General features: G+C 39.8%; 42 protein-coding genes and 1 rRNA gene. 3 read left to right on the forward strand and 40 right to left on the reverse strand.

What is annotated here, in order from left to right; translation table 11 throughout:
- Positions 1-66 (reverse strand): 16S ribosomal RNA (locus WBG45_RS10560); the annotation flags it as partial.
- A gap of 388 nt (positions 67-454) precedes the next feature.
- On the opposite strand from WBG45_RS10560, the gene WBG45_RS10565 reads away from it, so the two are divergent.
- The gene (locus WBG45_RS10565) at positions 455-1,105 is read left to right on the forward strand and encodes a hypothetical protein (protein ID WP_424414361.1); all 651 of its coding nucleotides are present in this window, start codon (positions 455-457) and stop codon (positions 1,103-1,105) included.
- Between the two features lie 25 nt (positions 1,106-1,130).
- Here the strand turns inward: WBG45_RS10565 and WBG45_RS10570 are convergent, their stop codons facing one another.
- On the reverse strand, positions 1,131-1,808 hold the full coding sequence (locus tag WBG45_RS10570) for a KinB-signaling pathway activation protein (RefSeq protein WP_424414495.1): 678 nt from the start codon (positions 1,806-1,808) through the stop codon (positions 1,131-1,133).
- 148 nt (positions 1,809-1,956) lie between these two features.
- Between WBG45_RS10570 and gerD the strand changes: the two genes are divergently transcribed.
- Positions 1,957-2,541 (forward strand): spore germination lipoprotein GerD, encoded by a 585-nt coding sequence (gerD, locus tag WBG45_RS10575; RefSeq protein WP_424414363.1) that lies wholly within the window; start codon positions 1,957-1,959, stop codon positions 2,539-2,541.
- Between the two features lie 42 nt (positions 2,542-2,583).
- On the opposite strand, the gene WBG45_RS10580 is transcribed toward gerD, so the two are convergent.
- From WBG45_RS10580 to WBG45_RS10590, 3 genes are all read right to left on the reverse strand, one after another.
- A complete protein-coding gene (locus WBG45_RS10580) occupies positions 2,584-3,642 on the reverse strand; it encodes a P-loop NTPase (RefSeq protein ID WP_424414364.1) in 1,059 nt (352 codons plus the stop codon).
- A gap of 146 nt (positions 3,643-3,788) precedes the next feature.
- The gene (locus tag WBG45_RS10585; protein WP_424414366.1) at positions 3,789-4,502 is read right to left on the reverse strand and encodes an N-acetylmuramoyl-L-alanine amidase; all 714 of its coding nucleotides are present in this window, start codon (positions 4,500-4,502) and stop codon (positions 3,789-3,791) included.
- Between the two features lie 99 nt (positions 4,503-4,601).
- Complete coding sequence (locus tag WBG45_RS10590) at positions 4,602-5,306, reverse strand: YetF domain-containing protein (protein ID WP_424414368.1); 705 nt, start codon at positions 5,304-5,306, stop codon at positions 4,602-4,604.
- A gap of 167 nt (positions 5,307-5,473) precedes the next feature.
- On the opposite strand from WBG45_RS10590, the gene WBG45_RS10595 reads away from it, so the two are divergent.
- Positions 5,474-5,773: a hypothetical protein gene (locus tag WBG45_RS10595; protein WP_424414370.1), complete on the forward strand. Its 300-nt coding sequence runs from the start codon at positions 5,474-5,476 to the stop codon at positions 5,771-5,773.
- A 202-nt stretch (positions 5,774-5,975) separates the two neighbouring features.
- Here the strand turns inward: WBG45_RS10595 and WBG45_RS10600 are convergent, their stop codons facing one another.
- The 35 genes from WBG45_RS10600 to rplD form a co-directional block, all read right to left on the reverse strand.
- A complete protein-coding gene (locus WBG45_RS10600; RefSeq protein WP_424414372.1) occupies positions 5,976-6,599 on the reverse strand; it encodes a YitT family protein in 624 nt (207 codons plus the stop codon).
- A 139-nt stretch (positions 6,600-6,738) separates the two neighbouring features.
- Positions 6,739-7,596 carry an alpha/beta fold hydrolase gene (locus tag WBG45_RS10605; protein WP_424414373.1) on the reverse strand — a complete coding sequence of 286 codons (858 nt, stop codon included), beginning with the start codon at positions 7,594-7,596 and terminating at the stop codon, positions 6,739-6,741.
- 226 nt (positions 7,597-7,822) lie between these two features.
- Positions 7,823-8,215, reverse strand: coding sequence for a 30S ribosomal protein S9 (gene rpsI / locus WBG45_RS10610; RefSeq protein ID WP_024536529.1), 393 nt, complete (start codon positions 8,213-8,215; stop codon positions 7,823-7,825).
- A gap of 26 nt (positions 8,216-8,241) precedes the next feature.
- Entirely contained in the window at positions 8,242-8,679 is a 438-nt protein-coding gene (rplM, locus tag WBG45_RS10615; RefSeq protein WP_024536528.1) for a 50S ribosomal protein L13, read from the reverse strand.
- A 166-nt stretch (positions 8,680-8,845) separates the two neighbouring features.
- On the reverse strand, positions 8,846-9,595 hold the full coding sequence (gene truA, locus WBG45_RS10620; protein WP_424414375.1) for a tRNA pseudouridine(38-40) synthase TruA: 750 nt from the start codon (positions 9,593-9,595) through the stop codon (positions 8,846-8,848).
- 17 nt (positions 9,596-9,612) lie between these two features.
- The gene (locus WBG45_RS10625) at positions 9,613-10,410 is read right to left on the reverse strand and encodes an energy-coupling factor transporter transmembrane component T family protein (RefSeq protein WP_424414377.1); all 798 of its coding nucleotides are present in this window, start codon (positions 10,408-10,410) and stop codon (positions 9,613-9,615) included.
- On the reverse strand, positions 10,407-11,279 hold the full coding sequence (locus WBG45_RS10630) for an energy-coupling factor ABC transporter ATP-binding protein (protein ID WP_424414379.1): 873 nt from the start codon (positions 11,277-11,279) through the stop codon (positions 10,407-10,409). The genes WBG45_RS10625 and WBG45_RS10630 overlap by 4 nt, the downstream gene beginning before the upstream one ends.
- Complete coding sequence (locus WBG45_RS10635; protein WP_424414381.1) at positions 11,255-12,100, reverse strand: energy-coupling factor ABC transporter ATP-binding protein; 846 nt, start codon at positions 12,098-12,100, stop codon at positions 11,255-11,257. Before WBG45_RS10635 ends, WBG45_RS10630 begins: the two co-directional genes overlap by 25 nt.
- 377 nt (positions 12,101-12,477) lie before the next feature.
- Positions 12,478-12,858 carry a 50S ribosomal protein L17 gene (gene rplQ / locus WBG45_RS10640; RefSeq protein WP_024536523.1) on the reverse strand — a complete coding sequence of 127 codons (381 nt, stop codon included), beginning with the start codon at positions 12,856-12,858 and terminating at the stop codon, positions 12,478-12,480.
- A 52-nt stretch (positions 12,859-12,910) separates the two neighbouring features.
- Positions 12,911-13,855: a DNA-directed RNA polymerase subunit alpha gene (locus tag WBG45_RS10645; RefSeq protein WP_108586018.1), complete on the reverse strand. Its 945-nt coding sequence runs from the start codon at positions 13,853-13,855 to the stop codon at positions 12,911-12,913.
- Between the two features lie 139 nt (positions 13,856-13,994).
- Positions 13,995-14,384 carry a 30S ribosomal protein S11 gene (rpsK, locus tag WBG45_RS10650; RefSeq protein WP_017381495.1) on the reverse strand — a complete coding sequence of 130 codons (390 nt, stop codon included), beginning with the start codon at positions 14,382-14,384 and terminating at the stop codon, positions 13,995-13,997.
- Between the two features lie 25 nt (positions 14,385-14,409).
- Positions 14,410-14,775: a 30S ribosomal protein S13 gene (rpsM, locus tag WBG45_RS10655; protein ID WP_024536521.1), complete on the reverse strand. Its 366-nt coding sequence runs from the start codon at positions 14,773-14,775 to the stop codon at positions 14,410-14,412.
- Positions 14,776-14,798: 23 nt separating this feature from the next.
- Positions 14,799-14,912, reverse strand: coding sequence for a 50S ribosomal protein L36 (rpmJ, locus tag WBG45_RS10660; protein ID WP_000868344.1), 114 nt, complete (start codon positions 14,910-14,912; stop codon positions 14,799-14,801).
- 37 nt (positions 14,913-14,949) lie between these two features.
- Positions 14,950-15,168, reverse strand: a complete 219-nt coding sequence (infA, locus tag WBG45_RS10665) for a translation initiation factor IF-1 (RefSeq protein ID WP_016429904.1) — start codon at positions 15,166-15,168, stop codon at positions 14,950-14,952.
- 419 nt (positions 15,169-15,587) lie between these two features.
- Positions 15,588-16,241: an adenylate kinase gene (locus tag WBG45_RS10670; protein WP_424414496.1), complete on the reverse strand. Its 654-nt coding sequence runs from the start codon at positions 16,239-16,241 to the stop codon at positions 15,588-15,590.
- 63 nt (positions 16,242-16,304) lie between these two features.
- A complete protein-coding gene (gene secY / locus WBG45_RS10675; protein WP_024536519.1) occupies positions 16,305-17,597 on the reverse strand; it encodes a preprotein translocase subunit SecY in 1,293 nt (430 codons plus the stop codon).
- Complete coding sequence (rplO, locus tag WBG45_RS10680; protein WP_024536518.1) at positions 17,597-18,037, reverse strand: 50S ribosomal protein L15; 441 nt, start codon at positions 18,035-18,037, stop codon at positions 17,597-17,599. Before rplO ends, secY begins: the two co-directional genes overlap by 1 nt.
- A 32-nt stretch (positions 18,038-18,069) precedes the next feature.
- Positions 18,070-18,249, reverse strand: coding sequence for a 50S ribosomal protein L30 (gene rpmD / locus WBG45_RS10685; RefSeq protein WP_108586014.1), 180 nt, complete (start codon positions 18,247-18,249; stop codon positions 18,070-18,072).
- Positions 18,250-18,264: 15 nt separating this feature from the next.
- Positions 18,265-18,765 (reverse strand): 30S ribosomal protein S5, encoded by a 501-nt coding sequence (gene rpsE, locus WBG45_RS10690; RefSeq protein WP_024536516.1) that lies wholly within the window; start codon positions 18,763-18,765, stop codon positions 18,265-18,267.
- Positions 18,766-18,786: 21 nt separating this feature from the next.
- Positions 18,787-19,143 (reverse strand): 50S ribosomal protein L18, encoded by a 357-nt coding sequence (gene rplR / locus WBG45_RS10695; RefSeq protein ID WP_024536515.1) that lies wholly within the window; start codon positions 19,141-19,143, stop codon positions 18,787-18,789.
- 32 nt (positions 19,144-19,175) lie between these two features.
- Positions 19,176-19,715 carry a 50S ribosomal protein L6 gene (gene rplF, locus WBG45_RS10700; protein ID WP_024536514.1) on the reverse strand — a complete coding sequence of 180 codons (540 nt, stop codon included), beginning with the start codon at positions 19,713-19,715 and terminating at the stop codon, positions 19,176-19,178.
- 29 nt (positions 19,716-19,744) lie between these two features.
- Positions 19,745-20,143: a 30S ribosomal protein S8 gene (gene rpsH, locus WBG45_RS10705; RefSeq protein ID WP_377733157.1), complete on the reverse strand. Its 399-nt coding sequence runs from the start codon at positions 20,141-20,143 to the stop codon at positions 19,745-19,747.
- A 29-nt stretch (positions 20,144-20,172) separates the two neighbouring features.
- A complete protein-coding gene (locus WBG45_RS10710) occupies positions 20,173-20,358 on the reverse strand; it encodes a type Z 30S ribosomal protein S14 (RefSeq protein ID WP_016429895.1) in 186 nt (61 codons plus the stop codon).
- Between the two features lie 19 nt (positions 20,359-20,377).
- A complete protein-coding gene (gene rplE, locus WBG45_RS10715; RefSeq protein ID WP_024536513.1) occupies positions 20,378-20,917 on the reverse strand; it encodes a 50S ribosomal protein L5 in 540 nt (179 codons plus the stop codon).
- Between the two features lie 25 nt (positions 20,918-20,942).
- Positions 20,943-21,254 (reverse strand): 50S ribosomal protein L24, encoded by a 312-nt coding sequence (gene rplX, locus WBG45_RS10720; protein WP_024536512.1) that lies wholly within the window; start codon positions 21,252-21,254, stop codon positions 20,943-20,945.
- A gap of 36 nt (positions 21,255-21,290) precedes the next feature.
- Positions 21,291-21,659: a 50S ribosomal protein L14 gene (gene rplN, locus WBG45_RS10725; protein WP_024536511.1), complete on the reverse strand. Its 369-nt coding sequence runs from the start codon at positions 21,657-21,659 to the stop codon at positions 21,291-21,293.
- A 46-nt stretch (positions 21,660-21,705) separates the two neighbouring features.
- A complete protein-coding gene (gene rpsQ / locus WBG45_RS10730; RefSeq protein WP_024536510.1) occupies positions 21,706-21,969 on the reverse strand; it encodes a 30S ribosomal protein S17 in 264 nt (87 codons plus the stop codon).
- 18 nt (positions 21,970-21,987) lie between these two features.
- Positions 21,988-22,188: a 50S ribosomal protein L29 gene (gene rpmC, locus WBG45_RS10735; RefSeq protein ID WP_016429890.1), complete on the reverse strand. Its 201-nt coding sequence runs from the start codon at positions 22,186-22,188 to the stop codon at positions 21,988-21,990.
- The gene (gene rplP / locus WBG45_RS10740) at positions 22,178-22,612 is read right to left on the reverse strand and encodes a 50S ribosomal protein L16 (RefSeq protein WP_024536509.1); all 435 of its coding nucleotides are present in this window, start codon (positions 22,610-22,612) and stop codon (positions 22,178-22,180) included. Before rplP ends, rpmC begins: the two co-directional genes overlap by 11 nt.
- A 1-nt stretch (position 22,613) precedes the next feature.
- Complete coding sequence (rpsC, locus tag WBG45_RS10745) at positions 22,614-23,270, reverse strand: 30S ribosomal protein S3 (protein WP_024536508.1); 657 nt, start codon at positions 23,268-23,270, stop codon at positions 22,614-22,616.
- Between the two features lie 3 nt (positions 23,271-23,273).
- Complete coding sequence (gene rplV / locus WBG45_RS10750) at positions 23,274-23,615, reverse strand: 50S ribosomal protein L22 (protein WP_024536507.1); 342 nt, start codon at positions 23,613-23,615, stop codon at positions 23,274-23,276.
- Between the two features lie 19 nt (positions 23,616-23,634).
- The gene (rpsS, locus tag WBG45_RS10755; protein ID WP_016429886.1) at positions 23,635-23,913 is read right to left on the reverse strand and encodes a 30S ribosomal protein S19; all 279 of its coding nucleotides are present in this window, start codon (positions 23,911-23,913) and stop codon (positions 23,635-23,637) included.
- Positions 23,914-23,973: 60 nt separating this feature from the next.
- The gene (gene rplB, locus WBG45_RS10760; protein WP_024536506.1) at positions 23,974-24,810 is read right to left on the reverse strand and encodes a 50S ribosomal protein L2; all 837 of its coding nucleotides are present in this window, start codon (positions 24,808-24,810) and stop codon (positions 23,974-23,976) included.
- 45 nt (positions 24,811-24,855) lie between these two features.
- Positions 24,856-25,140 (reverse strand): 50S ribosomal protein L23, encoded by a 285-nt coding sequence (rplW, locus tag WBG45_RS10765; RefSeq protein WP_017381518.1) that lies wholly within the window; start codon positions 25,138-25,140, stop codon positions 24,856-24,858.
- On the reverse strand, positions 25,140-25,763 hold the full coding sequence (rplD, locus tag WBG45_RS10770) for a 50S ribosomal protein L4 (RefSeq protein WP_024536505.1): 624 nt from the start codon (positions 25,761-25,763) through the stop codon (positions 25,140-25,142). Before rplD ends, rplW begins: the two co-directional genes overlap by 1 nt.
- Between the last annotated feature and the right edge of the window lie 13 nt (positions 25,764-25,776).

A 25,776-nucleotide genomic window follows, 5' to 3' on the forward strand; every position in this document is an offset into this window, starting at 1 on the left:
CTCGACTTGCATGTATTAGGCACGCCGCCAGCGTTCGTCCTGAGCCAGGATCAAACTCTCCATAATAGGTGAGTCGATTAGCTCGACTTTGTTGCTGGCGTCAAAAATTTGACGTTTATAATGAACAATTAAGTTCAAGTTTGTTTTCGATACCGACAGGTGTCGGAGGAAGAAAACGTTTATGCTTCCGGCACCGAAGTGCGTTCCGCGTGTTAGTTGACGTTTTGCTGTTCAGTTTTCAAGGTTCATGTGTTAGTGTCACTGTTTCAACAGCAACTCTTATATCTTACCAAAAGCTCATTGTTGTGTCAACAAAAAGTTTTAGTTTTCATATTTGTTTGTCACTTGTTTTGGCGACTTATGTATCTTATCACCCTTCAAACATGAATGTCAATACAAAATCATAAATTTTAGAGAACAAAAATAAACTAGATGAGGAAGGGTTGTGAGTTAAATGAAAAAACGTATATTAATCACCTTATTCATTGTGTTCGTTTTCTTGCTATTTATACAACAAAATGAACAATGGACATCCGTATTTCGTGTCACTGATCAACCTGACGTCTTAATGAAAGGAAATCACGGAGAGACATTAACAGTTGATTTATCATTTGGCCGTGAGGACGTAGATGAATGGATAACGAAATTAGAAAAACCTTATCCTCTTCTCTTTTTAGATGCAGATTGGATTGAACGTTCTCCGTTAATCGTTAAAAAAATTAAAGAAAAAAACATTCCCGTTGGTTTGCTCGGCCAAGAAAGTAAGATTTATAAAGAAAATCTTGATTTGCTAAAGAAGGAAATCGAAATTTTTCAGTCAGAATTCGGTGTTGTTCCACTGTGGTATCGAACAAAAGATCATACTTTTCCAGAACCACTTAAGCAACAAGTTTGGGATTCCAAAATTAATATGGTGAGCTCATCTGTTAATTGGACAACTGGTAATCCTCCTACTATTCAAAAAGGAGATATCGTATCCGTTGCATTACACCAAAAAACTCGCGTCGCCCTTAAAGATCTAAAAGCTTTTCAAAAAGCTCATCCATTTGTCTCTATAGAAGAAACGCTTTTTGGTTACAAAACACAAACGAAGACTTTCCCATAAAAAAAGCATCCAACTGGATGCTTTTTTATGCTTTATCTTTAGTGGATAGAGCACGTGCTTTTCTACGCTCTTCTAATTTTAATCGATCGACATCCGATTTCGCATTGTATTTTGGCAATTTTAAAAGTTGGTATGCATTTACCGCTAATAATGGGAACAATAATAAAGTCACGTAACGATCTACGTCTTTTTCATCCACCATCAACACGGGTAACCATTCTAAAGTTGTGATAACAATCATGAAAAATAACGCGGATATGAATGCATGTTTTTTCGTCCATTTAGCTTTGAAATAAGCTACAACTAATCCAGTTGTTATTAGAATAGCCAGAAGGCCTAAATATAACCATAGCTGTGATTGCGAATTAGCGAGCGGCATAAAACGGAATTTAATTAGATCAAAAATAACTAATGCAATAATTAACAACTGTACCCAGTTCCATAATGTTAGGGTTTTAAAAATATTAACACCAAATTGATGAACTGTTAAATACGCAAAAAATCCCATCTGAGCTAAAACACTCATCGTCATACCAAGAAATACAAACCACAAGAAACTTGCGGCAAATTCTGCATACTCTCCACTTGCAACATATGGTGCAAATGCATCTTGCCATCGAATAATCAATCCAAGTACACCGGTGACTAGACCACCTATTACAAGTGCCTTGAAGAAAAATATAAACCAATTTCGTATCGTCACAGCAAAAAATCCCCCGTTTTTCTCAAGTTCTTCTTTTAATTGTATCAACGAATAAGTAAAAAATCTAATTTACCTTTCGATATCTACATATTCTCAAGAAATATGTGAACAATAAATGAAAAGGTCAGTGGAAGAAAAGAGGTTAAGTATGCGAAAATGGATAATTCTTATAGGAGTCGTCGTATTAGCAGGTTGTGGTGGACAACAAAGTAGCAATCCTTCTTATGAAGAAACGAAAAAAATGATTACGGATACCATGCAAACTGAAGAAGGAAAAAAGGTAATGCGTCAAATGCTTTCAGACCCTGAATTTAAAGAGCTGTTAATCTTGGAGCAAGAAGATGTAAAAAATTCAATTGAAAACACTTTACTATCAAAGGATGCGGAGAAATTTTGGAAAGATACCTTTAAAGACCCAACTTTCTCAGAAACCTTTGCGAAAAGCATGAAAGAACAACAACAAGACATCATGACTGAATTAATGAAAGATGCATCGTTTCAAAAAGAGTTAGAAACATTCTTCGGTCAACCTGATATGCAAAAACAATTAGAAACCATTTTGCAATCAGCTACTATGCGTAAGGAAATCGAAGAAATTGTTCAAGAAACAGTTGATAGCCCACTTCTTAAAACCAAGTGGCAAGAATTAATAAAAGCTGCTGGTGCCGCTGAAGAGGAAGGAAAATCCGGTGAAGCTGGTGGTAAGAAAAAAGAAGAAGAGAAAAAACCTTAAAAATACAAAACCCCCGCCTGCAATTGCAAGCGGGGGTTCATCTTATTTCGTTAGTTTATTAATGACTTTTGAAGCAATTTCTTCATATATTTTACCCGTTGGATGGACCTCTGAATAAACTGAAGGTGCAAAATCTTCTTCATTCCAATCAGGTTGACCTAATGGGATTTGTCCAAGAAGTTCTGTACGAAGCTCATCTGCAAGCTTCGGTCCGCCTCCCTTACCAAAAACATACTCTTTTTCATTAGATGTTTTCGATTGGAACCACGCCATATTTTCTATTACACCTAGTACTTCATGATCTGTTTGAAGCGCCATCGCACCTGCACGCGCAGCAACAAAAGCAGCAGTTGGATGTGGAGTTGTTACAACGATTTCTTTTGATGACGGAATCATTTGGTGAATATCAAGTGCTACGTCACCTGTGCCTGGCGGTAAATCAAGAAGTAAATAATCTAACTCGCCCCACTCAACATCTTTAAAGAATTGATCTAAGACCTTACCGAGCATTGGTCCACGCCAAACGACTGGTGCATTGTCTTCTACGAAAAAGCCCATCGAAATGACTTTTACCCCAAAACGTTCAACCGGAATAATGCGAGTGCCTTCGATTTTTGGACTTTGTTGAATGCCCATCATATCGGGAACGCTGAAGCCATAAATATCCGCATCGATTAATCCAACTTTTTTACCTAAACGAGCTAATGCTACTGCTAAGTTTACTGAGACTGTAGATTTCCCTACGCCACCCTTACCAGAAGCAATAGAGATAAATTCTACTTTGTTTAATGGAGATAATAAATCTTGCGCTTCAGATGCAGTCGCCGTTCCACGGAATTGCGCTAACACTTCTGTAGGCAATTCTTCAAAGCGAATGCCGACAGTACCAACACCCGCTCCTTTTAATGCATCTACTACCTTCATCTGCAATTGCATTTGTTCAGCCGTATTAATTTTAGCAATCGCAAGCTTTACGCTAACATGATTCTTCTCTTCTTTAATCGATACTTCTTTTATGCCATTTGTTTCAAGTAACGTTTTATGTAAAAAAGGGTCCTGTAATTGCCCGAGCAGTTCGCGAACCTGTTGTTCATTCATCAAATTAGACACTCCTTTAATGTACATTTCGTCCTATAGTATATCATATCGAAAATAGGTAGGTGGTTTTATAGGATTCTCGTTAGGTGTAGGAGGAATTGATAAAATATTAATCGTCAAACTGCTCTATTGATTAATTAGCTTATAGCTCATTGCATCTGACTATCCACGTACTTTTCTATCCCATCTGCAATCGCTTCAGCCATTTGCTTTTGATACTCTTTAGACGTCAATAATTTTAATTCTTCTGGATTGCTTAAGAATCCGGTTTCCACTAACACTGCTGGGACAGTCGCTTTTTTCAATAAATATACTTGCTTAATTGCTAAGGCTTCACGTTCGGTATTTCCAATTTGCTCTCGGATGGCGCCTTGAATCGCTTTCGCAACAGCCGCTCCTCCTGCATGACCGTCCTTATGGTAAAACACTTGGGCCCCACGCCATCTTGAATCAGGTATAGAGTTTACATGAACACTGATAAATAAATCCGCATCCGTGTTGGCAATCATTTCTTCACGCAATTGTAAATCTGCACGTTTTCTTGCACGAATGGTCGGGAACGTAGCTTTCGGATTATGTTCCGCTACTGCATCCTCTTCCTGCGACCTAGTCATCACGACTACAGCACCCAGTCGTTTTAATTCCTTCTCGAGTTCTTTTCCAAGTGCAAGTGTAATATCTTTTTCAACGGTTTCGCCAATAGAAGCCCCACCATCCATTCCACCATGACCCGGGTCTACCACGATTTTCATTCCACCCAGAGGCGCAGGTAAAAAGAATGCGCGGTCAGACGCTTGCGTTTCATAAACCACAACTGTTACAGAGACTAACAATAAAAGTCCAATTGCTATCCAGCGTTTCAACTCGTACGACACCACCTTTTACACTCACTATACGTATGTCCGCTACGAACTATGAGGAAAAATAATGATGCAATTTAAATTTATGAAGTGTCTAAAGTATTACGAGTTGTCTTCTCTCAAATCCATGTAGATCGTACCGTCCGACTCGATTTCCGCATAAAACACTTGTTGTACTGAATTCACGCCATGCTTTTTCAATTGCTTGATTACCCATTCTTCTGTTAAGCCTTGATCAGGCAAATTCTTTTCAATGATTTTACCATCTGCAATTATTGTGGTGGGCATATATTTTGGCACAACGATTTGTGCTTTCACATCTTGTTTTGTTGCTGATTGTTGAGCTACTTTTTTAAAGACACTGAGTTCTCCGTTTGTTTCTAACACCGCAAAGTGAACATCTTTAACTGAGAAAATCCCCTGCATTCTTAATAACATATTTAAATCTCCAAGAGGAAGACGACTTTTCTTGAGATTTCCCTCTAAGATCTTGCCATTCTTAATGATGATTATTGGTTTATCATCAAGCAATGCTTTTGCTCTACTTGATTTTAGTGATATGTAACTAACGAGAATCGTAAGAATTGACCACCAAATTAACGAAGTAATGGCATTTAAGTAATGTGTATCGTCATGTGCAGCAATTTCTCCAGCTATTGAACCAATCGAAATGCCAGTGATGTAATTAAAGAATGTAAGCTGACTTAATTGCTCTTTCCCTAGTATTCGGGCTAACAAAAGTAACACAGAAAAAGTAACAGTCGTTCTTACGATCATTTCCCAGAAACTATAATCTTCTAAGTTCATATTTGGTAGTCCCTTCTTTTCGGCTTCATAGGACTTCATTATTTCCTAAATCATAATCACTTATTCAATTACATAGGTTTGCTCTACTTGTAAAAGGGGGTTCCATTTAATGAAATCCAAACACTTCCGCTGAACTTACATACCATAGTGGTAGGGGGGCATTTAACTTGAGCGATTATCCTTTTCACAAGCAACAGAATTCAAAATATACCCTACACGACTTATTGAAAGGTAAGGATCTTGACATCATTGCTGCCTCCCTTCTACTTTTAGGAAAGTTGAAAGTGGAATCCGTTCAGTTATATCGTGATTCCCCCACAATTAGCGTTACCTTAATCGGACAGTATCAAAGTGTAAAAGACGACAAATCGGAGAATATGGCTAATTTTTTAGATGAAAATGGGGATATGACACTTGATGAGGTGTTTGAAGCTCTAAGTAAACGAATGAATAAAAAAAGGAAGTGAACTTCTTGAGTAATAGTTATACTCAAAAGAAATTCAAGTTTGACGGTGTGGGTTTTGTTAATGGTCTCTTACTCATTATTTTCATCTCCCTTCTTCTCTTTGGCTCCACTAAACTCCCTGACCAACCCATAATTAGTACCACCATTTAATGAATAACAAAAATAGCCCCTACCTCACTGAGAGGAAAGGGGCTATTTTACAATTAAAATAAAATTCCAAACGTAATAATCGGTGAGTGAGCTTTATTACTTTTTATCGTTAATAAACTGGTCATTGTCCCAACACAAATTACTGTAATGACAGATAAGAAGAACGAACTATCGGTAATGATAAAGGTACCTGAGAATACGATAAGCAAATCAATTAAAAAAATAACCATCCCTGGATTTATTCTGGCATAGTTGGCGATAATTTGGCCAAGCAAATCGGTCCCGCCAATGCTGATTTCAAAGCGAAGCATGAGTCCAATTCCCGCCCCTACGAATAACCCGCCCAATATTGCACTGGCCATTGGGTTTTGATCCAAAATAAATCCGAGCACTCGCATTGGATGATACGTCAAATCGACGATAAATGAAGAAAAGAGCATGCCGTGGATACTATTGTACAAGAAAGATCGATTGTAAAACCAAGAAAGAATTAATACTGGAATACTCAACATGATGACCATTAAACCGACTTGCATTCCTGTTAAATAATGTAGGATTAATCCCATCCCAAAAGTTCCACCGTCTAACAATTCATGATTAATTAAAAAAACATTTACACCCATTGCCATTAAAAGACTTCCCACAATAATCGCGATTGATTTATGTATAAATGGCAATCGAATTCCACCTCTTTATAATCACAGTACTAAATGTATATGCTAGTTATTCAAGAATATTTAAATAACCTACCTGCCTCTTCCGTATCAACACCTTTTCCACTTATCGAGTACAACCTTTAGATAATCGCAGTAATATTTAAGACATGAAGCGAATTAATTCCCTATTAAATTTTTTCATCTCACAGTAAAACAAACCATGGCCACTATAATTAAAAGGTATCAGTTCCGATCCTTTAATCTCGGCATGCATTAATTCACCAAATACATATGGACAAACTTTATCGTGCTTCCCATGAAAAATGGCTGTCGGCACATTAATCTCAGTTAAATCTTCACGCAAATCTTCATCACGAAGGGAAACAAGACACATTGCGGTGGAATGACCTGAAGCCTCTAAACCTAAACTTTGAAACCAATCTATAAAACTCTCCGTTAGATATCGCGCAAAAAAGATATCCCCAAAATCAGCAAGCATCTGTGGTCGATTGGTGTAAGTGTCATGAATTAATTTATCTACTTCTTCTTTCGTTTTTCCGTACGGATAATCTGGTCGTTGTGTAAAGACTGGTGCCGCGGCACCAAAGAGAGCAAGTTTGGAAATCTTATGCCCCGCATGCCGTGCCATGTATCTGATGGCAATGGCTCCTCCCATAGAATGGCCAGCAAGTATCACATCATCCAAATTGAGTGCATCTATTACTGCACGGATATCGTCTGCCATCCGATCATAGTTATATCCCGTCCACGGACGATCCGATTCACCAAAACCTCGAAAATCGACTCCAATACAACGAAAACCCATTTTCGGAAGCTGATTGAATTGATATTCAAACATCTTATGATTGGCTGGCCAACCATGCAAAAACAAAACAGGTTTCCCGTTTCCTGGATCAGCGTCTTCAACAAAAATTTGCACATCTTGTTCAACGTTTATGTAATAGCCGATTAAACTTCCTCCTGAATCATTTTTTCTTAATATATATCTTATGTCCATGCCACACTTAACATTCAACACTGCCTATTCAAAATCAGCTTACAAAAAGCCTCTTTCTAAAAGCAAAAGAGGCTACTGTTTTTCCCAGGGAGTCGTTTCGTCTTACATATTCACAAATCTTTAGTTAAGAGGAGTAATAAGTTGAGAATAATCAACTATCATTCGGATAAAATACACAAAAAAGACCCCCAACCAAATAGGTTGAGGGCCTTTGTAAATCCGAAGATTAACGTTTTGAGAACTGAGGTGCACGACGAGCACCTTTAAGACCTGGTTTTTTACGTTCTTTCATGCGTGAATCACGAGTTAACAATCCTGCAGATTTCAATGCTGGACGGAAATCAGGATCTACATGAAGTAATGCACGAGCAATACCATGACGGATTGCGCCTGCTTGACCTGTGTATCCACCACCATTTACGTTTACATGGATATCATAGCTACCAAGAGTTTCAGTTGCTACTAATGGTTGTTTGATGATTGCACGTAAAGTTTCAAATGGTACGTAGTTTTCTACGTCACGTTTGTTGATAATGATGTTACCTTCGCCCGGTACTAAACGTACGCGTGCAGTTGAACTTTTACGACGACCTGTGCCGATATATTGAACTTGTGCCAAGGGTGTATCCTCCTCTTTAACTTTTATTATCCGCGAAGCTCATAAGCTTCTGGTAGTTGTGCTGCATGTGGATGTTCTGCTCCAGCGTATACGTGAAGTTTTGTAAATGTTTGACGACCTAAAGAGTTTTTAGGAAGCATCCCTTTAATTGCTAATTCAAGCATTTTTGTAGGATAGTTTGTACGCATTTCTAATGCTGTACGTTTTTTCAAACCACCAGAGAATTGTGTATGACGGTAGTAAATTTTGTCTGTTAATTTTTTACCAGTCAAATGAATTTTCTCAGCATTGATGATGATCACGTGATCACCTGTGTCAACGTGTGGTGTGAATGTTGGTTTGTTTTTACCACGTAAGATTGCAGCTACTTCAGATGCTAAACGACCAAGAGTTTGGCCTTCTGCGTCTACTACTAACCATTTACGCTCTACTTCGTGACCCTTAGCCATGAATGTTGTACGCATGTATTTTGTCCTCCTAATTCGATCAAATATGTTTTAAAATTTTCTATATCATCATCAACAACAAGTTTCGGGGCTTATTGTGGGGTTAATGAAATACCATGTGTCATCATATAACGCCACGGAGAAAAAGTCAAGAATTTATTTCAAAACACCAGGAAGTGTTGCTTCATTCAGCATAATACACAGATTCTAAGTATAAACCTTGTGCTGGAGCGGTTTTTCCGGCTCTTTTCCGGTCCATCGCTGAGATGATGTCTGCCATCTCTGAAGGTTCACGCTTCCCAATCCCTACTTCCCACAAATTTCCCGCAATAATTCTAACCATATTGTACAAAAAACCGTCCCCTTCAATGACCATATGAAGTTCTCCTTGATCATTTTCAAGCAATTCCAGACGTTTGATATGTCGAACTCGATCAACTACTTCTGTACGCGCTGAACAAAAACTCGTGAAATCATGCACGCCTATAAACGCCTGGGCTGCTTCTCTCATGAGTTGAACGTTTGGCTTAACTCCTGGCATATATACAACGTAATGACGCTTAAAAGGGCTCTCAACGTCGCCTAATCCCCACTTGTAGCGATATACTTTACCCGTAGTACCGTATCTCGCGTGAAAATCACTCGAAACTTCTTCAACAGAGACCACACGAATATCTCCAGGTAGCTGTACATTAAGTGCTCGTTGCCAACGATTCAGCGGAAATTGAAGGTCAGTGTCAAAATGAATAACTTGTCCAGTTGCATGAACACCTGCATCCGTTCGACCGCTCGCAACGACTTTCACTTTTGTTCCTTTATGCATTTTAGCTAGTACTTTTTCTAACTCCAGTTGAATCGTACGTTCATTTGGTTGTACTTGATACCCTGCAAAACCAAATCCATCGTACATAATCGTTACTTTTAAACGTTTCACTACCGTTCCCTCCAGTTTTACGATCGCAACAACCAAAGAACCACTGTGAGTCCCCCTAACAATACGAGGATGGTCGTATCTCGCCAATCCCATTTCAATTGACGGTAACGAGTTCGACCTTCTCCACCGCGATAGCCACGTACTTCCATCGCCACTGCTAAATCTTCAGCCCGTTTGAAGGCACTGACAAACAAAGGGATTAACAAGGGAACGACGGCTTTAACTCGTTCTTTTATTGATCCCGTACTAATATCAGATCCACGTGCCATTTGAGCTTTCATGATTTTATCTGTTTCATCCATTAACGTCGGAATAAAGCGTAATGATATCGACATCATTAAAGCGAGTTCATGCACAGGTAATTTAAAACGTTTAAACGGATTCAATAATATCTCCAAACCATCTGTTATCGATATAGGAGAAGTTGTTAACGTTAATATAGACGTCATAAAGACCAATACTAAAAAACGTACAGAAATGAATATACCTTGCTTCAATCCTTCCTCGTACACTTCGATAAATTGCCATTTAAACAATAAATCTCCTTCTTTAGTAAAGAAAATGTGTAACAAGAAAGTAAACACCAGCAAAAATATGATGGGCTTTAATCCATTAATTAAGAAATATAAACGAATTCGTGAAAATAACACCGTAACTAAAGTGAATGCCAGTATCAACGCATAAGTCACCGCATTATTGGCTAAAAAGACAACTGCAATAAATAAAAACACAAATGCTAGTTTTGAACGCGGATCTAATTTATGAATGAATGAATCTCCTGGAATATAACGGCCAAAAATCATTTTCTCCATCATATGGACTCACGCTCCTCTTTGGCAACGCGAGCTATTTCTATAGCCAACTGTTCCTCTGTTAAGCATAGTTTTGGTAGTGGATAACCGAGCAATGCTTCAAATTCGCGCTGGAATCGCACAACACGGGGTGCAGCTAATCGGTATTCAGCAAGTCGCTCTTCATTGCCAAAAATATCGATTGGATCGCCACTTAGCACACATTGACCTTCATGCATAATAGCGACTCGGTCTGCGTAGCGCGCTGCATCTTCCATGGAATGGGTGACCAATATAGTAGTCAACCCCTTATCCACATGCAACTGTTGAAATAAATCCATGATTTCTAGACGTCCACGGGGGTCTAATCCGGCTGTAGGTTCGTCTAACACTAATACGCTTGGTTCCATTGCTAAGACGCCAGCAATGGCCACTCTGCGCATTTGACCACCTGACAAATCAAAAGGTGATTTATGGAGCACGTCTTCAGGTAAACCTAATTGTTCAACTAAGAGGCGTGCACGTCGCTCAGCCTCATCTTTAGGAACGCCAAAGTTTAAAGGACCAAACATGATATCTTTTAACACAGTCTCATCAAATAATTGGTGTTCAGGAAATTGAAACACAATCCCGATTTGTTGACGTACCGGCTTTAAGTTTTTAACTTTCTTTCCAGCTTCTATCGTTAAATCACCAAGGACAACAGTACCTTCAGATGGCTTTAACAACGCATTTAAGTGTTGAAGTAAAGTAGACTTACCCGATCCAGTATGACCAATAATTGCGTGGAATGAGCCTGATGGAATATGTAAATTCACGTCTAGTAGTGCACGCTTTTCAAAAGGAGAATCTTTCGCATAGGCATAGCCTACTTGTTGAAGTTTGATATCCATATATCCTTCACCAACTCTTGTTCTGACATATGTGTATCTTGTAAAATGACTCCATTATTTATCAAGAGTTTGCTCATCTTTAAAGCAAACGGTAGATCTAAACCAAGTGCAACTAACTCTTCACCACGTGAAAAAATTTCGGCTGGTGTGCCTTCTGCGTATTTACGTCCATCATTCATTACAATAATTCGATCAGCGAGCAGCGCCTCTTCTAAATCATGTGTAATTGACAATACAGTTAAATGCGTTTCTTCTCTTAAATGATGGATAGTCGATAATACTTCTTCTCTTCCCTGCGGATCAAGCATCGAAGTCGCCTCGTCTAATATGAGAATTCTCGGCTTTAATGCAAGCGCACCCGCAATAGCAACACGTTGCTTTTGACCACCTGATAAATGGTGTGGTTCACTATTTAAAAACTTCTCCATTTTCACTTGAGAAAGCGACTCATGGACTCGTACTACCATATCTTCAAACGGAATCCCGTTATTTTCCAAAGCAAAAGCGACATCATCCTGGACGGTTGCCCCGACAAATTGATTGTCTGGATTTTGAAACACCATGCCCATCTGTGAACGAATGTCCCATAAATTTTCTTCATTAAGCGTTTCACCAAGAACTCGTACTTCCCCATTTTGAGGAAATAAAAGACCATTCATGAGTTTCGCTATTGTGGATTTACCAGAACCATTATGACCAACGATTGCAATCCACTCGCCATCGTTAACAGAAAAAGAGATACTATCTACTGCATTACGCGTCTCTGGTTCTTCAGGTGTATATGTGTAAGTAACTTCGTGTAATGATAAAATTTCGTTCATAAAAAATTTACCTCCTCTAACTCAGCTCTACCTCAACTCTACCTAAACTATTTTATTTAATGATAATAGAAAAACACAGTATACACCAATAAAGGCGTATACTGATGTCTTTTATTATTCGTCTCCAAATAATCAATATGTTAAATCGCTTTAATAAAAATAAAAAAGCGCGCACCTCATTCAGAGAAATGCGCTCTTCTATATCTGTATCGTATCCGGTTGCTCAGACCGTCTACGTGAATGAGGTGCGTAGAGCTAGACGAGACGCTACCAAAAGGTCCGCTCATTGTAACGCTCTGCTTTTCATTATGTCGTATAAATCTTTTTCAAAAAAAGAGGGCGGCTACTAACCTAGAACCCTCTTCAAATTTTATTGATTAAACCAATTCAATTATTACTACTGGTGCTCCGTCTCCACGACGAGGTCCCATTTTCATAATACGTGTATATCCGCCTTGACGATCAGCGTAGCGTGGTGCTACATCATCAAACAATTTTTGCAAAGCATAAATTGTTGATTCATTGCCTTCTTCATCAGTAGCAGTTACTAGTTCACGACGAATATATGCTGCCGCTTGACGACGTGCATGCAAATCTCCACGTTTACCTAATGTAATCATTTTTTCACAAACAGAACGCACTTCTTTAGCACGAGCTTCAGTAGTTTGAATACGTTCGTTGATGATCAAATCAGTTGTTAAGTCACGCAACATCGCTTTACGTTGAGAACTTGTACGACCAAGTTTTCTGTAACCCATAGATGTTTACCTCCTTTGTTGAATATTAATCTTACTTTATCAAAAAAGTCGCTTAGTCTTCTTTGCGTAATCCTAAGCCAAGCTCATCTAACTTCGCTCTAACTTCTTCTAGTGATTTACGTCCAAGGTTACGAACTTTCATCATGTCGTCTTCTGACTTATTAGCTAACTCAAGTACCGTATTGATACCTGCGCGCTTTAAGCAGTTATAAGAACGAACAGAAAGATCAAGCTCTTCGATTGTCATCTCCAACACTTTTTCTTTTTGGTCTTCTTCTTTTTCGACCATGATTTCAGCAGTTTGTGCCTCATCAGTCATCCCAACAAAAATGTTTAGATGCTCAGTTAAAATTTTCGCTCCAAGCGAAATCGCCTCTTTCGGACCGATGCTGCCATCTGTCCACACATCAAGAGAAAGTTTATCGAAGTTAGTCATTTGACCAACACGAGTATTCTCTACTTGGAAATTGACGCGTGAAACTGGAGTATAAATAGAGTCGATTGGGATCACGCCGATAGGAAGATCCTCACGTTTGTTTTGATCAGCAGGAGTGTAACCGCGGCCGCGTTGTGCATACATACGCATACGCAAATGACCATTTTTACCGATTGTTGCAATATAGAGATCAGGATTTAAAATTTCTACATCACTGTCATGTGTAATGTCAGCGGCTGTAACCTGTCCATCACCTTTAACATCAATCTCAATGACTTTTTCTTCATCAGAGTAGATTTTAAGAGCCAATTTCTTCACATTCATAATAACTGAAGCAACATCTTCAACTACGCCCTCAATAGTAGAGAACTCGTGAAGAACGCCATCAATTTGAATAGAAGTTACTGCAGCCCCTGGTAAAGAAGACAAAAGAATACGACGTAGGGAATTACCTAATGTGTTTCCATATCCACGCTCAAGCGGTTCTACAACAAACTTGCCAAATTTGGCACCTTCGCTGATCTCAACCGTTTCAATCTTTGGTTTTTCAATTTCGATCATTCAAATATACCCTCCTTCAAAACATCGAATGTATAGGTTCGTTCCATCAGAAATCGATAGGTACTAGACTTATCGGTGATTGCACAACTCAGTTTGTACAAGAAATGATGTTCTCAATCAATTAATTGAGACGCACCTATTACACGCGACGACGTTTTGGTGGTCGGCATCCGTTATGTGGAACCGGAGTTACATCTTTAATAGCTGTAACATCAAGACCTGCAGCTTGAAGTGCACGAATTGCAGCTTCACGACCTGCACCAGGACCTTTAACCGTTACTTCTAACGTCTTCAAACCATGTTCAACAGATGACTTAGCAGCTGCTTCGGCAGCCAATTGCGCAGCAAATGGTGTCGATTTACGAGAACCTTTAAAACCAAGTGAACCAGCACTTGACCAAGATACTGCATTTCCTTGCATATCTGTGATTGTTACAATTGTGTTATTAAATGTAGAGCGGATGTGAGCAATACCAGATTCGATATTCTTTTTCACACGACGCTTACGTGTTTGTTGTTTACGTGCCATGTTAGGAAGAAACCTCCTTTACGTATTATTTTTTCTTGTTAGCAACAGTTTTACGAGGACCTTTACGCGTACGCGCATTGTTCTTCGTATTTTGACCGCGAACAGGTAAACCTCTACGATGACGGATACCACGGAATGAACCGATTTCCATCAATCGTTTGATATTTAATGATACTTCACGGCGAAGATCTCCTTCAACCTTGAAAGCACCGATTGATTCACGAATTTTGTTTAATTCGTCTTCTGTAAGATCACGAACGCGTGCTTCTTCAGAAACGCCTGCAACTGCAAGAACTTTTTGTGCAGTAGTTTTACCAATACCGAAAATATATGTTAATGAAATAACAACGCGTTTATCGCGCGGAATGTCAACACCAGCAATACGAGCCATGTGTGTCGTGCACCTCCTTCAAATTAGCCTTGTTTTTGTTTATGTTTAGGATTTTCACAGATTACCATTACTTTACCGCGTCGGCGAATAACTTTACATTTTTCGCAGATCGGTTTCACAGATGGTCTCACTTTCATCTAACCCAACCTCCTTAGTGGTCCGGAGTGCAAAAGATTATTTAAAACGGTATGTGATACGTCCGCGAGTTAAATCGTAAGGAGAAAGTTCAATTGTGACTTTATCTCCAGGTAGGATGCGGATAAAATGCATACGGATTTTGCCCGATACATGAGCAAGAATCGTGTGACCATTTTCCAATTCTACCTTAAACATCGCGTTGGGCAAAGTCTCAACAACTGTTCCTTCGACTTCAATTACATCGTCTTTCGCCATCAACCCTGTCTCCCTTCTGTATAAAAAATCAGGTCTCATCAGCAAATCAAACGGCATGTTCCGCAAATCAAATCCTTAAGGACCCTTTTCGTTTCAACATATGTTTGTTTTGCATGAGAGATGTTCGAAAGACACTCGTCAGGCTTCGCTTCTGGCAACCTACGGAGTAGACTGACCGGGGTGAACCTGTCTCCCTCATGTAAACACGAACGCTCGGAATGCCTTGGATGAGTTCCACCATATCCGTTACACAGATGCTTCCACGAAACCCATTATACCTTGTCGGAAGTAGAAATGCACGAAAGGACAAAGGGATCCTCTTAAACGTAACACTTACTATTTCGTTCTTTCGTATAGCGGGCATAATTTGCTTTTGCAGCTCTCGAAAAAAAATTCCGTTTACAAGCGTGCCGCTAGATTCAGCTGCGTTTGCTCTCTAAAAGAGCATTTAAATCAGCAAATACCTTATGAATGTCTTGCTGACCGTTAATATTTGTTAGCACACCTTTGTCGCCATAATAGTCGAGTAGAGGTTGTGTTTGTTTCATATTTACTTCCAGACGGTTAGTCACCGTTTCCGGATTATCATCCGCGCGCTGGTAAAGCTCGCCTCCATCTTTGTCACAAACACCATCTTTTTGAGGTGGGTTAAAGACTAAATGATACGCAGTACCGCAATCTTTACAGATGCGGCGCCCCGTTAGGCGCTTAATCAATTCTTCTTGTTCAACTTGAATATTTAATACGTGCTCAACGTTTTTGTTCAAATCAAGCAATAGCGCATCAAGTGCTGCCGCTTGAGGAACTGTACGTGGAAAGCCGTCTAATAAAAATCCATTATCACAATCAGACTTGCTTAATCTTTCACGAACGATTCCGATCGTTACTTCATCAGGTACTAGTGCACCATCATCCATAAACGATTTGGCTTTAAGGCCAAGCTCCGTGCCACCTTTTATAGCTGCTCGGAACATGTCGCCTGTAGAAATATGAGGGATTGCGTACTTCTCAACAATTTTATCTGCTTGAGTGCCTTTACCTGCACCTGGCAAACCCATTAAAACGATATTCATACGTTTTGCCCCCTGCATAATTTGCAGGTTAAAAGGAACGTAGACGTCCCTCAAAACCAAACTTTATTTCATGAAACCTTTGTAATGACGTTTCACTAGTTGTGCTTCAAGCTGTTTCATCGTTTCCAGTGCAACACCGACAACGATTAGTAAGCTTGTGCCTCCGATTTGTGCAGAAGCTGGAAGACCAGCGAAGTTAATGAACAAAATCGGCATGATTGCAACTAGTGCTAGGAAGATCGCACCCACGAAAGTTAAACGGTACAAGACTGTTGTTAAATAATCTTGTGTGTTTTTCCCTGGACGAATTCCTGGAATATAAGCACCTTGTTTTTTCAGATTGTCTGCAACGTTTTCAGGATTCACTTGAATGAACGCATAGAAATACGTAAATGCAACGATTAACGCAACATAGATGAGCATGCCCACGGGTTTCGAATAATCAAATGTGTTCTGAATAAAATCCGTTACATTATTCTGTCCAAAGAAAGTAGAAAGTGTTTGTGGTGTAATGATAAACGCAACCGCAAAGATTACTGGGATTACTCCCGCAGCATTCACTTTTAACGGTAAGTGTGTTTGTTGTCCGCCAGTAGCACCGCGACCAGCCACACGTTTTGCGTACTGAATTGGAATTTTACGCAACGCTTGTTGAACGTAAATAACTCCCACAGTAACAGCAATTATCGCTAAAACAAGAAGTGCCATAATACCAATACGGATGAATAAATCATCACCAGCTCCATCTAATTGTTGTGCATAGATTTGGTTAGCAGCACCCGGAATCGCAGCAACGATACCTGCAAAGATAATAATGGAAATACCATTACCAACACCTTTAGCAGTGATCTGCTCAGATAACCAAAGTAGGAACGCAGTTCCACCTGTTAACACAATAGCTATAACAACATATGTCGAGAAACCATCTTCTTTTATTAAAGATCCACTGTACATACGGTTAAATCCGTATGACATCGCCATCGCTTGGATGAACGCTAACACAATTGTGAAGTAACGTGTGAACTGAGCAAGTTTACGTCTTCCGACTTCACCTTGTTTTGCCCACTCCGTAAACTTCGGTACAACATCCATTTGTAACAACTGTACAATAATAGATGCTGTGATGTACGGCATGATTCCCATTGCTAAAATCGAAAAGTTAGCAAGGGCACCGCCACCAAATGTATTTAAGAAACCAATTAAACTAAACTGGTCTGTAGCTTGCAATACTTGTGCGTCAACGTTTGGTACTGGAATAAATGTTCCAATACGGAAAACGATTAACATTAACAAAGTAAAGATGATTTTATTTCTTATATCTCTAACGCGCATAAAGTTGGAGATTGTCTGAAACATTAAACCACCTCTGTTTGTCCGCCCGCAGCTTCAATAGCTTCTTTAGCAGAAGCAGAGAATTTGTGAGCTTTCACAGTAAGCTTTTTGTCAAGAGTTCCGTTACTAAGAATCTTAATTCCAGCTTTTTCGCTGCTCACATAACCTGTTTCAATAAGCAATGCAGGTGTTACCTCCGTGCCCTCTTCGAAACGGTTAAGTGTATCAAGATTCACAATAGCGTAAACTTTACGATTAATATTCGTAAAGCCACGTTTTGGTAAACGTCTGAATAATGGGTTTTGACCGCCTTCAAATCCTGGACGAACACCGCCGCCAGAACGAGCGTTTTGACCTTTATGACCTTTACCTGCAGTTTTACCATTACCAGAACCAATCCCGCGACCTTTACGCTTACGGTTTGAACGCGATCCTTCTGCTGGTTTTAACTCATGCAGTTTCATATGGGTGGCACCTCCTTATTCTAAAATACTAATTATAGTTCCTTTACAGAAACTAAATGAGCTACTTTTTCAACCATCCCACGGATGGCTACATTGTCAGCATGCTCAACAGTTTGATGCATTTTACGTAAACCAAGAGCTTCTACAGTTTTGCGTTGACCAGGTTTTGTCCCAATTACGCTTCTAGTGAGGGTAACTTGTAATTTTGCCATTGTCATTTCCCTCCCTTAACCTAATAACTCTTTAACTGATTTGCCGCGCAATTTAGCAACGTCCTCAGCACGTTTTAGTCCAGTTAAGCCGTTGATTGTAGCACGAACCATGTTAATTGGTGTGTTAGAACCAAGAGATTTAGAAAGAATATCAGTAATACCAGCTAGCTCAAGTACAGCACGAACTGGACCACCAGCGATAACGCCAGTACCAGGAGCAGCAGGTTTAATTAAAATTTCACCAGCGCCAAAGTTACCGATAATTAAATGTGGAGTAGTACCACGTACCATAGGCACTTCGATCAGGTTTTTCTTCGCATCTTCAATTGCTTTACGGATAGCATCTGGTACTTCTTGTGCTTTACCAGTACCGAATCCTACGTGGCCATTCTTGTCACCAACAACAACCAATGCAGTGAAGCGGAAACGACGTCCACCTTTTACAACTTTAGCTACGCGGTTAATTGTAACTACGCGCTCTTCAAGTTCAAGTTTGTTTGGATCAATGTGACGCATGAAATGTGTCCCTCCTTCTTATTAAAATTCTAGGCCATTTTCGCGAGCAGCTTCAGCTATAGCTTTTACGCGTCCATGATATAAGTAACCGCCACGGTCGAAAACAACAACTTTAATGTTATTTTCAGAAGCACGTTTAGCGATTGTTTCGCCGATTACTTTAGCAGACTCTAAGTTACCAGTACCATCGAAATCTTTTTCCATAGTAGAAGCACTTACAAGTGTTACTCCAGTAGTATCGTCGATTAATTGCGCATATAAGTGTTTATTAGAACGGAATACATTTAAACGAGGACGTTCAGCTGTACCCGTGATTTTAGAACGTACACGTGCATGACGTTTTTTACGAACTTGATTTTTATCTTGTTTCGTAATCACAGAGGTCACTCCTTTCTAATGCTTAGGCAGCATTATTTACCTGTTTTACCTTCTTTACGACGAACAACTTCGCCTTCATAACGAATACCTTTACCTTTATACGGCTCTGGTGGACGTACTTGACGAATATTTGATGCTAATGCACCAACGCGTTCCTTGTTAATTCCTCGAATGATGATTTTAGTATTTGTAGGAACTTCTACAACTAAACCAGCTTCAGGAGTGAATTCTACTGGATGAGAGAAACCTACGTTCAATACAAGTTTTTCACCTTGTAAAGAAGCACGGTAACCTACACCTACTAGTTCAAGACTACGTTCGAAACCTTTAGAAACACCTTCAACCATGTTTGCAAGCAAAGCACGAGTTGTACCGTGAATCGTACGGTGATCTTTTGATTCAGAAGGACGTGTTAATGTAACAACGTTCTCTTCTTTTTCGATTTTAATATCTGCATTAAAAGTACGAGTAAGCTCGCCTTTTGGACCTTTTACAGTAACATCATTGTTTTTACCAATTGTTACAGTAACGTCAGCAGGAACCTCAATTGGTTTTTTACCTACACGAGACATTTATTGCACCTCCATTCGATTGTTGCTGTTTACCAAACGTAAGCTACGATTTCGCCGCCAACTTGTTTAGCGCGTGCTTCTTTATCAGTTAATAGACCATTAGAAGTTGATACTAAAGCAATTCCAAGTCCATTTAATACTCTTGGTACTTCATTTGTCTTCGCATACACACGAAGACCAGGTTTAGAAATACGTTTCAAACCAGTAATAACGCGTTCGTTGTTTTGACCGTATTTCAAGAAGATACGAATGATACCTTGTTTGCTATCTTCAACGTATTCTACGTCACGAACAAAACCTTCACGTTTAAGGATCTCAGCGATCTCTTTTTTCATGTTTGATGCAGGTAACTCTAACTTTTCGTGGCGAACCATGTTCGCGTTACGAATACGTGTAAGCATATCTGCAATCGGATCTGTCATTGTCATTACATTAACCTCCTTCCCAGTTTAGGGGATTACCAGCTGGCTTTTTTCACGCCAGGAATTTGTCCTTTGTAAGCAAGCTCACGGAAACAAATACGGCAAAGTTTAAATTTACGTAAGACCGAATGCGGACGACCGCAACGTTCACAACGTGTGTAAGCTTGTACATTATGCTTTGGCGTGCGCTTTTGTTTAGCGATCATTGATTTTTTAGCCACGTTTACGCCTCCCTTATGTTTACTTTTGGAACGGCATTCCGAATTGTGTTAATAACTCACGAGCTTCTTCGTCAGAGTTCGCAGTTGTTACAATTACGATATCCATACCGCGTACTTTAGACACTTTATCGTAGTCGATTTCTGGGAAGATTAATTGTTCTTTAACACCTAATGTGTAGTTACCGCGACCGTCGAATGCTTTTTTAGAAACACCGCGGAAGTCACGAACACGTGGAAGTGAGATTGCAATTAATTTGTCCAAGAAGTCGTACATACGCTCTCCGCGTAATGTTACTTTACAGCCGATTGGCATACCTTCACGAAGACGGAAGCCAGCGATTGATTTCTTAGCTTTAGTTACAACAGGTTTTTGACCTGTGATGATTGTTAATTCTTCAACAGCTGCATCTAGTGCTTTAGTGTTTTGAACAGCGTCACCAACACCCATGTTGATTACGATTTTGTTCACTTGAGGCACTTGCATAACTGATTTGTATTCAAACTTGCTCATTAGAGCAGGAGAAACTTCCTTAAGAAATTTTTCTTTTAGGCGGTTCATGTGTGTACCTCCCTTCTTCTTTTACTTATTTATCGATTGTTTCGCCTGATTTTTTTGCAACACGAACTTTTTTGCCATCTTCCACTTTATAACTTACGCGAGTCGGCTCGCCTGATTTAGGGTCGATTAACATAACGTTCGATACGTGTACTGATGCCTCTTGGCTTACAATTCCACCTTGTGGATTTGCTTGGTTAGGTTTCATGTGCTTTTTCACTAAGTTCAAACCTTCAACTAAAACTCGGTCAGTCTTTGGAAAAGCAGCAATGATAGTACCTGTTTTACCTTTTTCTTTACCTGAGATCACCATAACTTTATCGCCTTTTTTAACATGCATTCTGTCGCACCTCCTTGTTTAGCACTTTCATGTTGATTAAAGAACTTCCGGAGCTAAAGATACGATTTTCATGAAGCTATTGTCACGTAATTCACGTGCAACAGGTCCGAAAATACGAGTTCCGCGCGGGCCTTTATCGTCTTTGATAATAACGCATGCGTTTTCATCAAATTTGATATAAGTTCCGTCTTTACGGCGTACACCGCTTTTAGTGCGAACGATAACGGCTTTTACGACGTCACCTTTCTTGACAACGCCACCTGGTGTTGCTTTCTTAACTGTACATACGACTACATCGCCGATGTTAGCAGTTTTACGACCAGAACCACCAAGCACTTTAATTGTTAATACTTCACGTGCACCTGAGTTGTCAGCAACTTTCATACGACTCTCTTGTTGGATCACTTAGGTAACCTCCTCTCGGAATTTGGTCTGTCCCGAACTTTATTATTTAAATAATTACCGCTTTTTCTACAACTTCCATAAGACGGAAACGTTTTGTAGCAGACAACGGACGAGTTTCCATGATACGAACTACGTCGCCTAATTTAGCTTCGTTTAGCTCATCATGCGCCTTGAACTTTTTAGAGTACTTAACACGTTTACCGTAAAGTTTATGCTTTTTATATGTTTCAATCATAACAGTTACAGTTTTGTCCATTTTGTCAGAAACAACACGGCCCGTGTATACTTTGCGTTGATTACGCTCAGTCATGCTCGAAAACCTCCTTTATCAGTTATTTGCACTGATTTCTCTTTCACGAATCACAGTTTTCATACGCGCAATAGCTTTACGAACTTGGCTAATGCGTGCTGTGTTTTCTAATTGACCAGTCGCCAATTGGAAGCGAAGGTTAAAAAGCTCTTCTTTCAGTGATTTCACTTTTTGTTCAATTTCTGCAGTGGTAAGGTCACGGAGTTCATTAGCTTTCATTAGATTCACCACCAATTTCTTCACGTTTAATGATTTTACATTTCACAGGAAGTTTATGTGCTGCAAGTCGAAGTGCTTCACGTGCTACCTCTTCAGAGACACCCGCAATTTCGAACATTACTTTTCCTGGTTTAACTACTGCTACCCATCCCTCAGGTGAACCTTTACCAGAACCCATTCGAACTTCTAGAGGCTTTTTAGTATAAGGTTTATGTGGGAAAATTTTAATCCAAACTTTACCGCCACGTTTCATGTAACGTGTCATCGCAATACGAGAAGCTTCGATCTGACGGTTAGTAATCCAGCTAGCTTCAACAGCTTGTAAGCCGAATTCACCAAAAGTTACTTCTTTACCGCCTTTTGCTTCTCCGCGCATTTTTCCACGGTGTTCGCGACGATATTTAACGCGTTTAGGCATTAACATATTATTTGCCTCCTTCCACAGATTTCTTCTTAACTGGAAGGACTTCACCACGATAGATCCAGACTTTAACACCAAGCTTACCATATGTTGTGTCAGCTTCAGCATGTGCATAATCAATGTCAGCACGTAAAGTATGAAGTGGTACAGTTCCTTCACTGTAATGCTCAGCACGAGCAATATCAGCTCCGCCTAGACGTCCAGATACTTGAGTTTTAATACCTTTAGCGCCAGAACGCATAGTACGTTGTAATGATTGTTTTTGTGCACGACGGAAAGATACACGATTTTCTAATTGACGAGCAATGTTCTCAGCAACTAATTTCGCATCTAGATCCGGACGTTTAATTTCCACGATGTTGATGTGGACACGCTTGCCAGTAGTAGCATTAAGGTTTTTACGTAGTGCTTCCACTTCCGTACCACCTTTACCAATAACCATACCTGGTTTAGCAGTGTGAATAGTTACGTTAACACGGTTTGCAGCGCGCTCGATTTCTACTTTAGAAACTGAAGCTTCTTTCAAACGTGTTTCAATGTAACCACGAATTTTTAAATCTTCATGAAGGAAAGTCGCATAGTCTTTTTCTGCATACCATTTTGATTCCCAATCACGAATGATGCCTATACGCAATCCTATTGGATGTACTTTTTGACCCACGAATTATCCCTCCTTCTTCTCAGATACCACGATAGTAATGTGGCTTGTGCGTTTGTTGATCGCACTTGCACGCCCCATAGCACGTGGACGGAAACGTTTCAATGTTGGACCTTCGTCAACAAATACTTCAGAAATAACTAGTTTATTCATATCTAAATCTAAGTTGTGCTCAGCGTTTGCAACCGCAGATTTCAATAGTTTTTCAACTACTGGTGATGCGGCCTTTGGTGTAAGGCGCAAAATCGCAACTGCTTCACCGATTTGCTTGCCTCGGATTAAATCGACGACTAATCGTACTTTACGAGGGGCAATACGCACTGTTCTAAGAATAGCTTTAGCTTGCATTAGGATATCCTCCTCTCAATTAGCGTCTTGTTTTCTTATCGTCATTACCGTGGCCTTTATAAGCACGTGTAGGTGCGAATTCGCCCAATTTATGTCCTACCATATCTTCAGTCACATATACAGGAACGTGTTTACGTCCATCATATACTGCGATCGTTAATCCGATAAAAGTCGGGAATATTGTTGAACGGCGAGACCAGGTTTTGATTACTTGTTTTTTCTCGGAATCCTTTTGCGCATCAACCTTCTTCATAAGATGGTCATCAACGAAAGGTCCTTTTTTCAAGCTACGGCCCATTTTGGTACCTCCCTCAGTGATATCGCTACGGCTCTTTGTGTGAACCGCAGATGAATCACTTTATTTTTTAGCGCTACTACGACGAACGATAAATTTGTCTGACTTGTTTTTCTTTTTACGAGTTTTGTAACCAAGAGTTGGTTTACCCCATGGAGACATTGGAGATTTACGTCCAATTGGAGATTTACCTTCACCACCACCGTGTGGATGGTCGTTCGGGTTCATTACAGATCCACGTACAGTTGGGCGTTTACCTAACCAACGATTACGACCTGCTTTACCAATGTTGATTAATTCGTGTTGTTCATTACCAACTTGACCAATTGTTGCACGGCAAGTTCCTAAGATCATACGAACTTCACCAGATTGAAGACGAATAATTACATACTTGTCTTCTTTACCTAGTACTTGAGCAGAAGTACCAGCAGAACGGACTAATTGTCCACCTTTACCTGGCTTCATTTCAATGTTATGGATTGTAGAACCCATTGGAATGTTTTGTAATGGTAATGCGTTACCCGCTTTAATATCAGCTTCTGGACCCGACATGATCATCATGCCAACTTCTAATCCTTTTGCTGCTAGGATGTAACGTTTTTCACCATCAACATAATTAATTAATGCAATGTTTGCAGAGCGGTTTGGATCGTACTCAATAGTAGCAACGCGTCCTGGAATGCCATCTTTATTTCGTTTGAAATCGATAACACGATATTGACGCTTATGGCCGCCACCTTGATGACGAACAGTTAACTTACCTTGGTTATTACGGCCGCCTTTACGTTTGACAGGTTCAAGCAATGATTTCTCAGGCTTGTTAGTCGTGATTTCAGCGAAATCCGAAGTTGTCATGTTACGTCGACCGTTGGAGGTAGGTTTGTACTTTTTAATCGCCATGTTTATTCCCTCCTTCTTGTTAGTTCAATTTGTATCCTGTATGGATTAAACTTCGAATAATTCGATGTCTTTACTTTCAGCAGTTAATTTAACAATAGCTTTACGGCGTTTGTTAGTATATCCACCAAATTTACCAACGCGTTTGAATTTACCTTTGTAGTTCATGATGTTAACTTTCTCAACATCTACTCCAAAGATTTCTTCGATTGCGTGTTTAACTTGAGTTTTGTTGGCGCGAGTGTCCACTAAGAAAGTGTACTTTTTCTCTTCCATTACTTCAGAAGAACGCTCGGTAATGACCGGACGTTTAATAATATCACGTGCTTCCATTATCCTAGCACCTCCTCGATTTTCTCTACTGCAGCTTTTGTCACAACAATTTTGTCATGTCCAAGCAAGTCAAGAACATTAATGCCTGTTGCTGATACTACTGATACTCCTGGGATGTTACGAGCAGATTTTGCTACGTTTTCATCAAGTTCAGCTGTAACGAACAAAGCTTTTTTCTCGATTGAAAGGTCTTTCAACACTTTCAAGAAATCTTTTGTTTTTGGTGCATCGAACATTAAGCTTTCAAGAACGATGAAGTTCTGTTCCAACACTTTCGCAGAAAGAGCTGAACGAAGAGCTAAACGACGAACTTTTTTCGGTAGTTTGTAGCTGTAGCTACGTGGAACTGGACCGAAAACAACACCACCACCACGCCATTGTGGAGAGCGAATCGAACCTTGACGAGCACGACCTGTTCCTTTTTGTTTCCATGGCTTGCGACCACCACCAGCAACTTCAGAACGGTTTTTAACTTTATGATTACCTTGACGTAGTGAAGCTCGTTGAGAGATTACTGCATCAAATAATACATTATTGTTTGGAGCGATTCCGAAAACCGCATCGTTTAATTCGATTTCACCAACAGATGAACCTGTTTGGTTAAGTAAAGATACCTTTGGCATTCCTGTTTCCTCC

It is taken from the genome of Paenisporosarcina sp. (assembly GCF_049671445.1).
Classification (GTDB): domain Bacteria; phylum Bacillota; class Bacilli; order Bacillales_A; family Planococcaceae; genus Paenisporosarcina.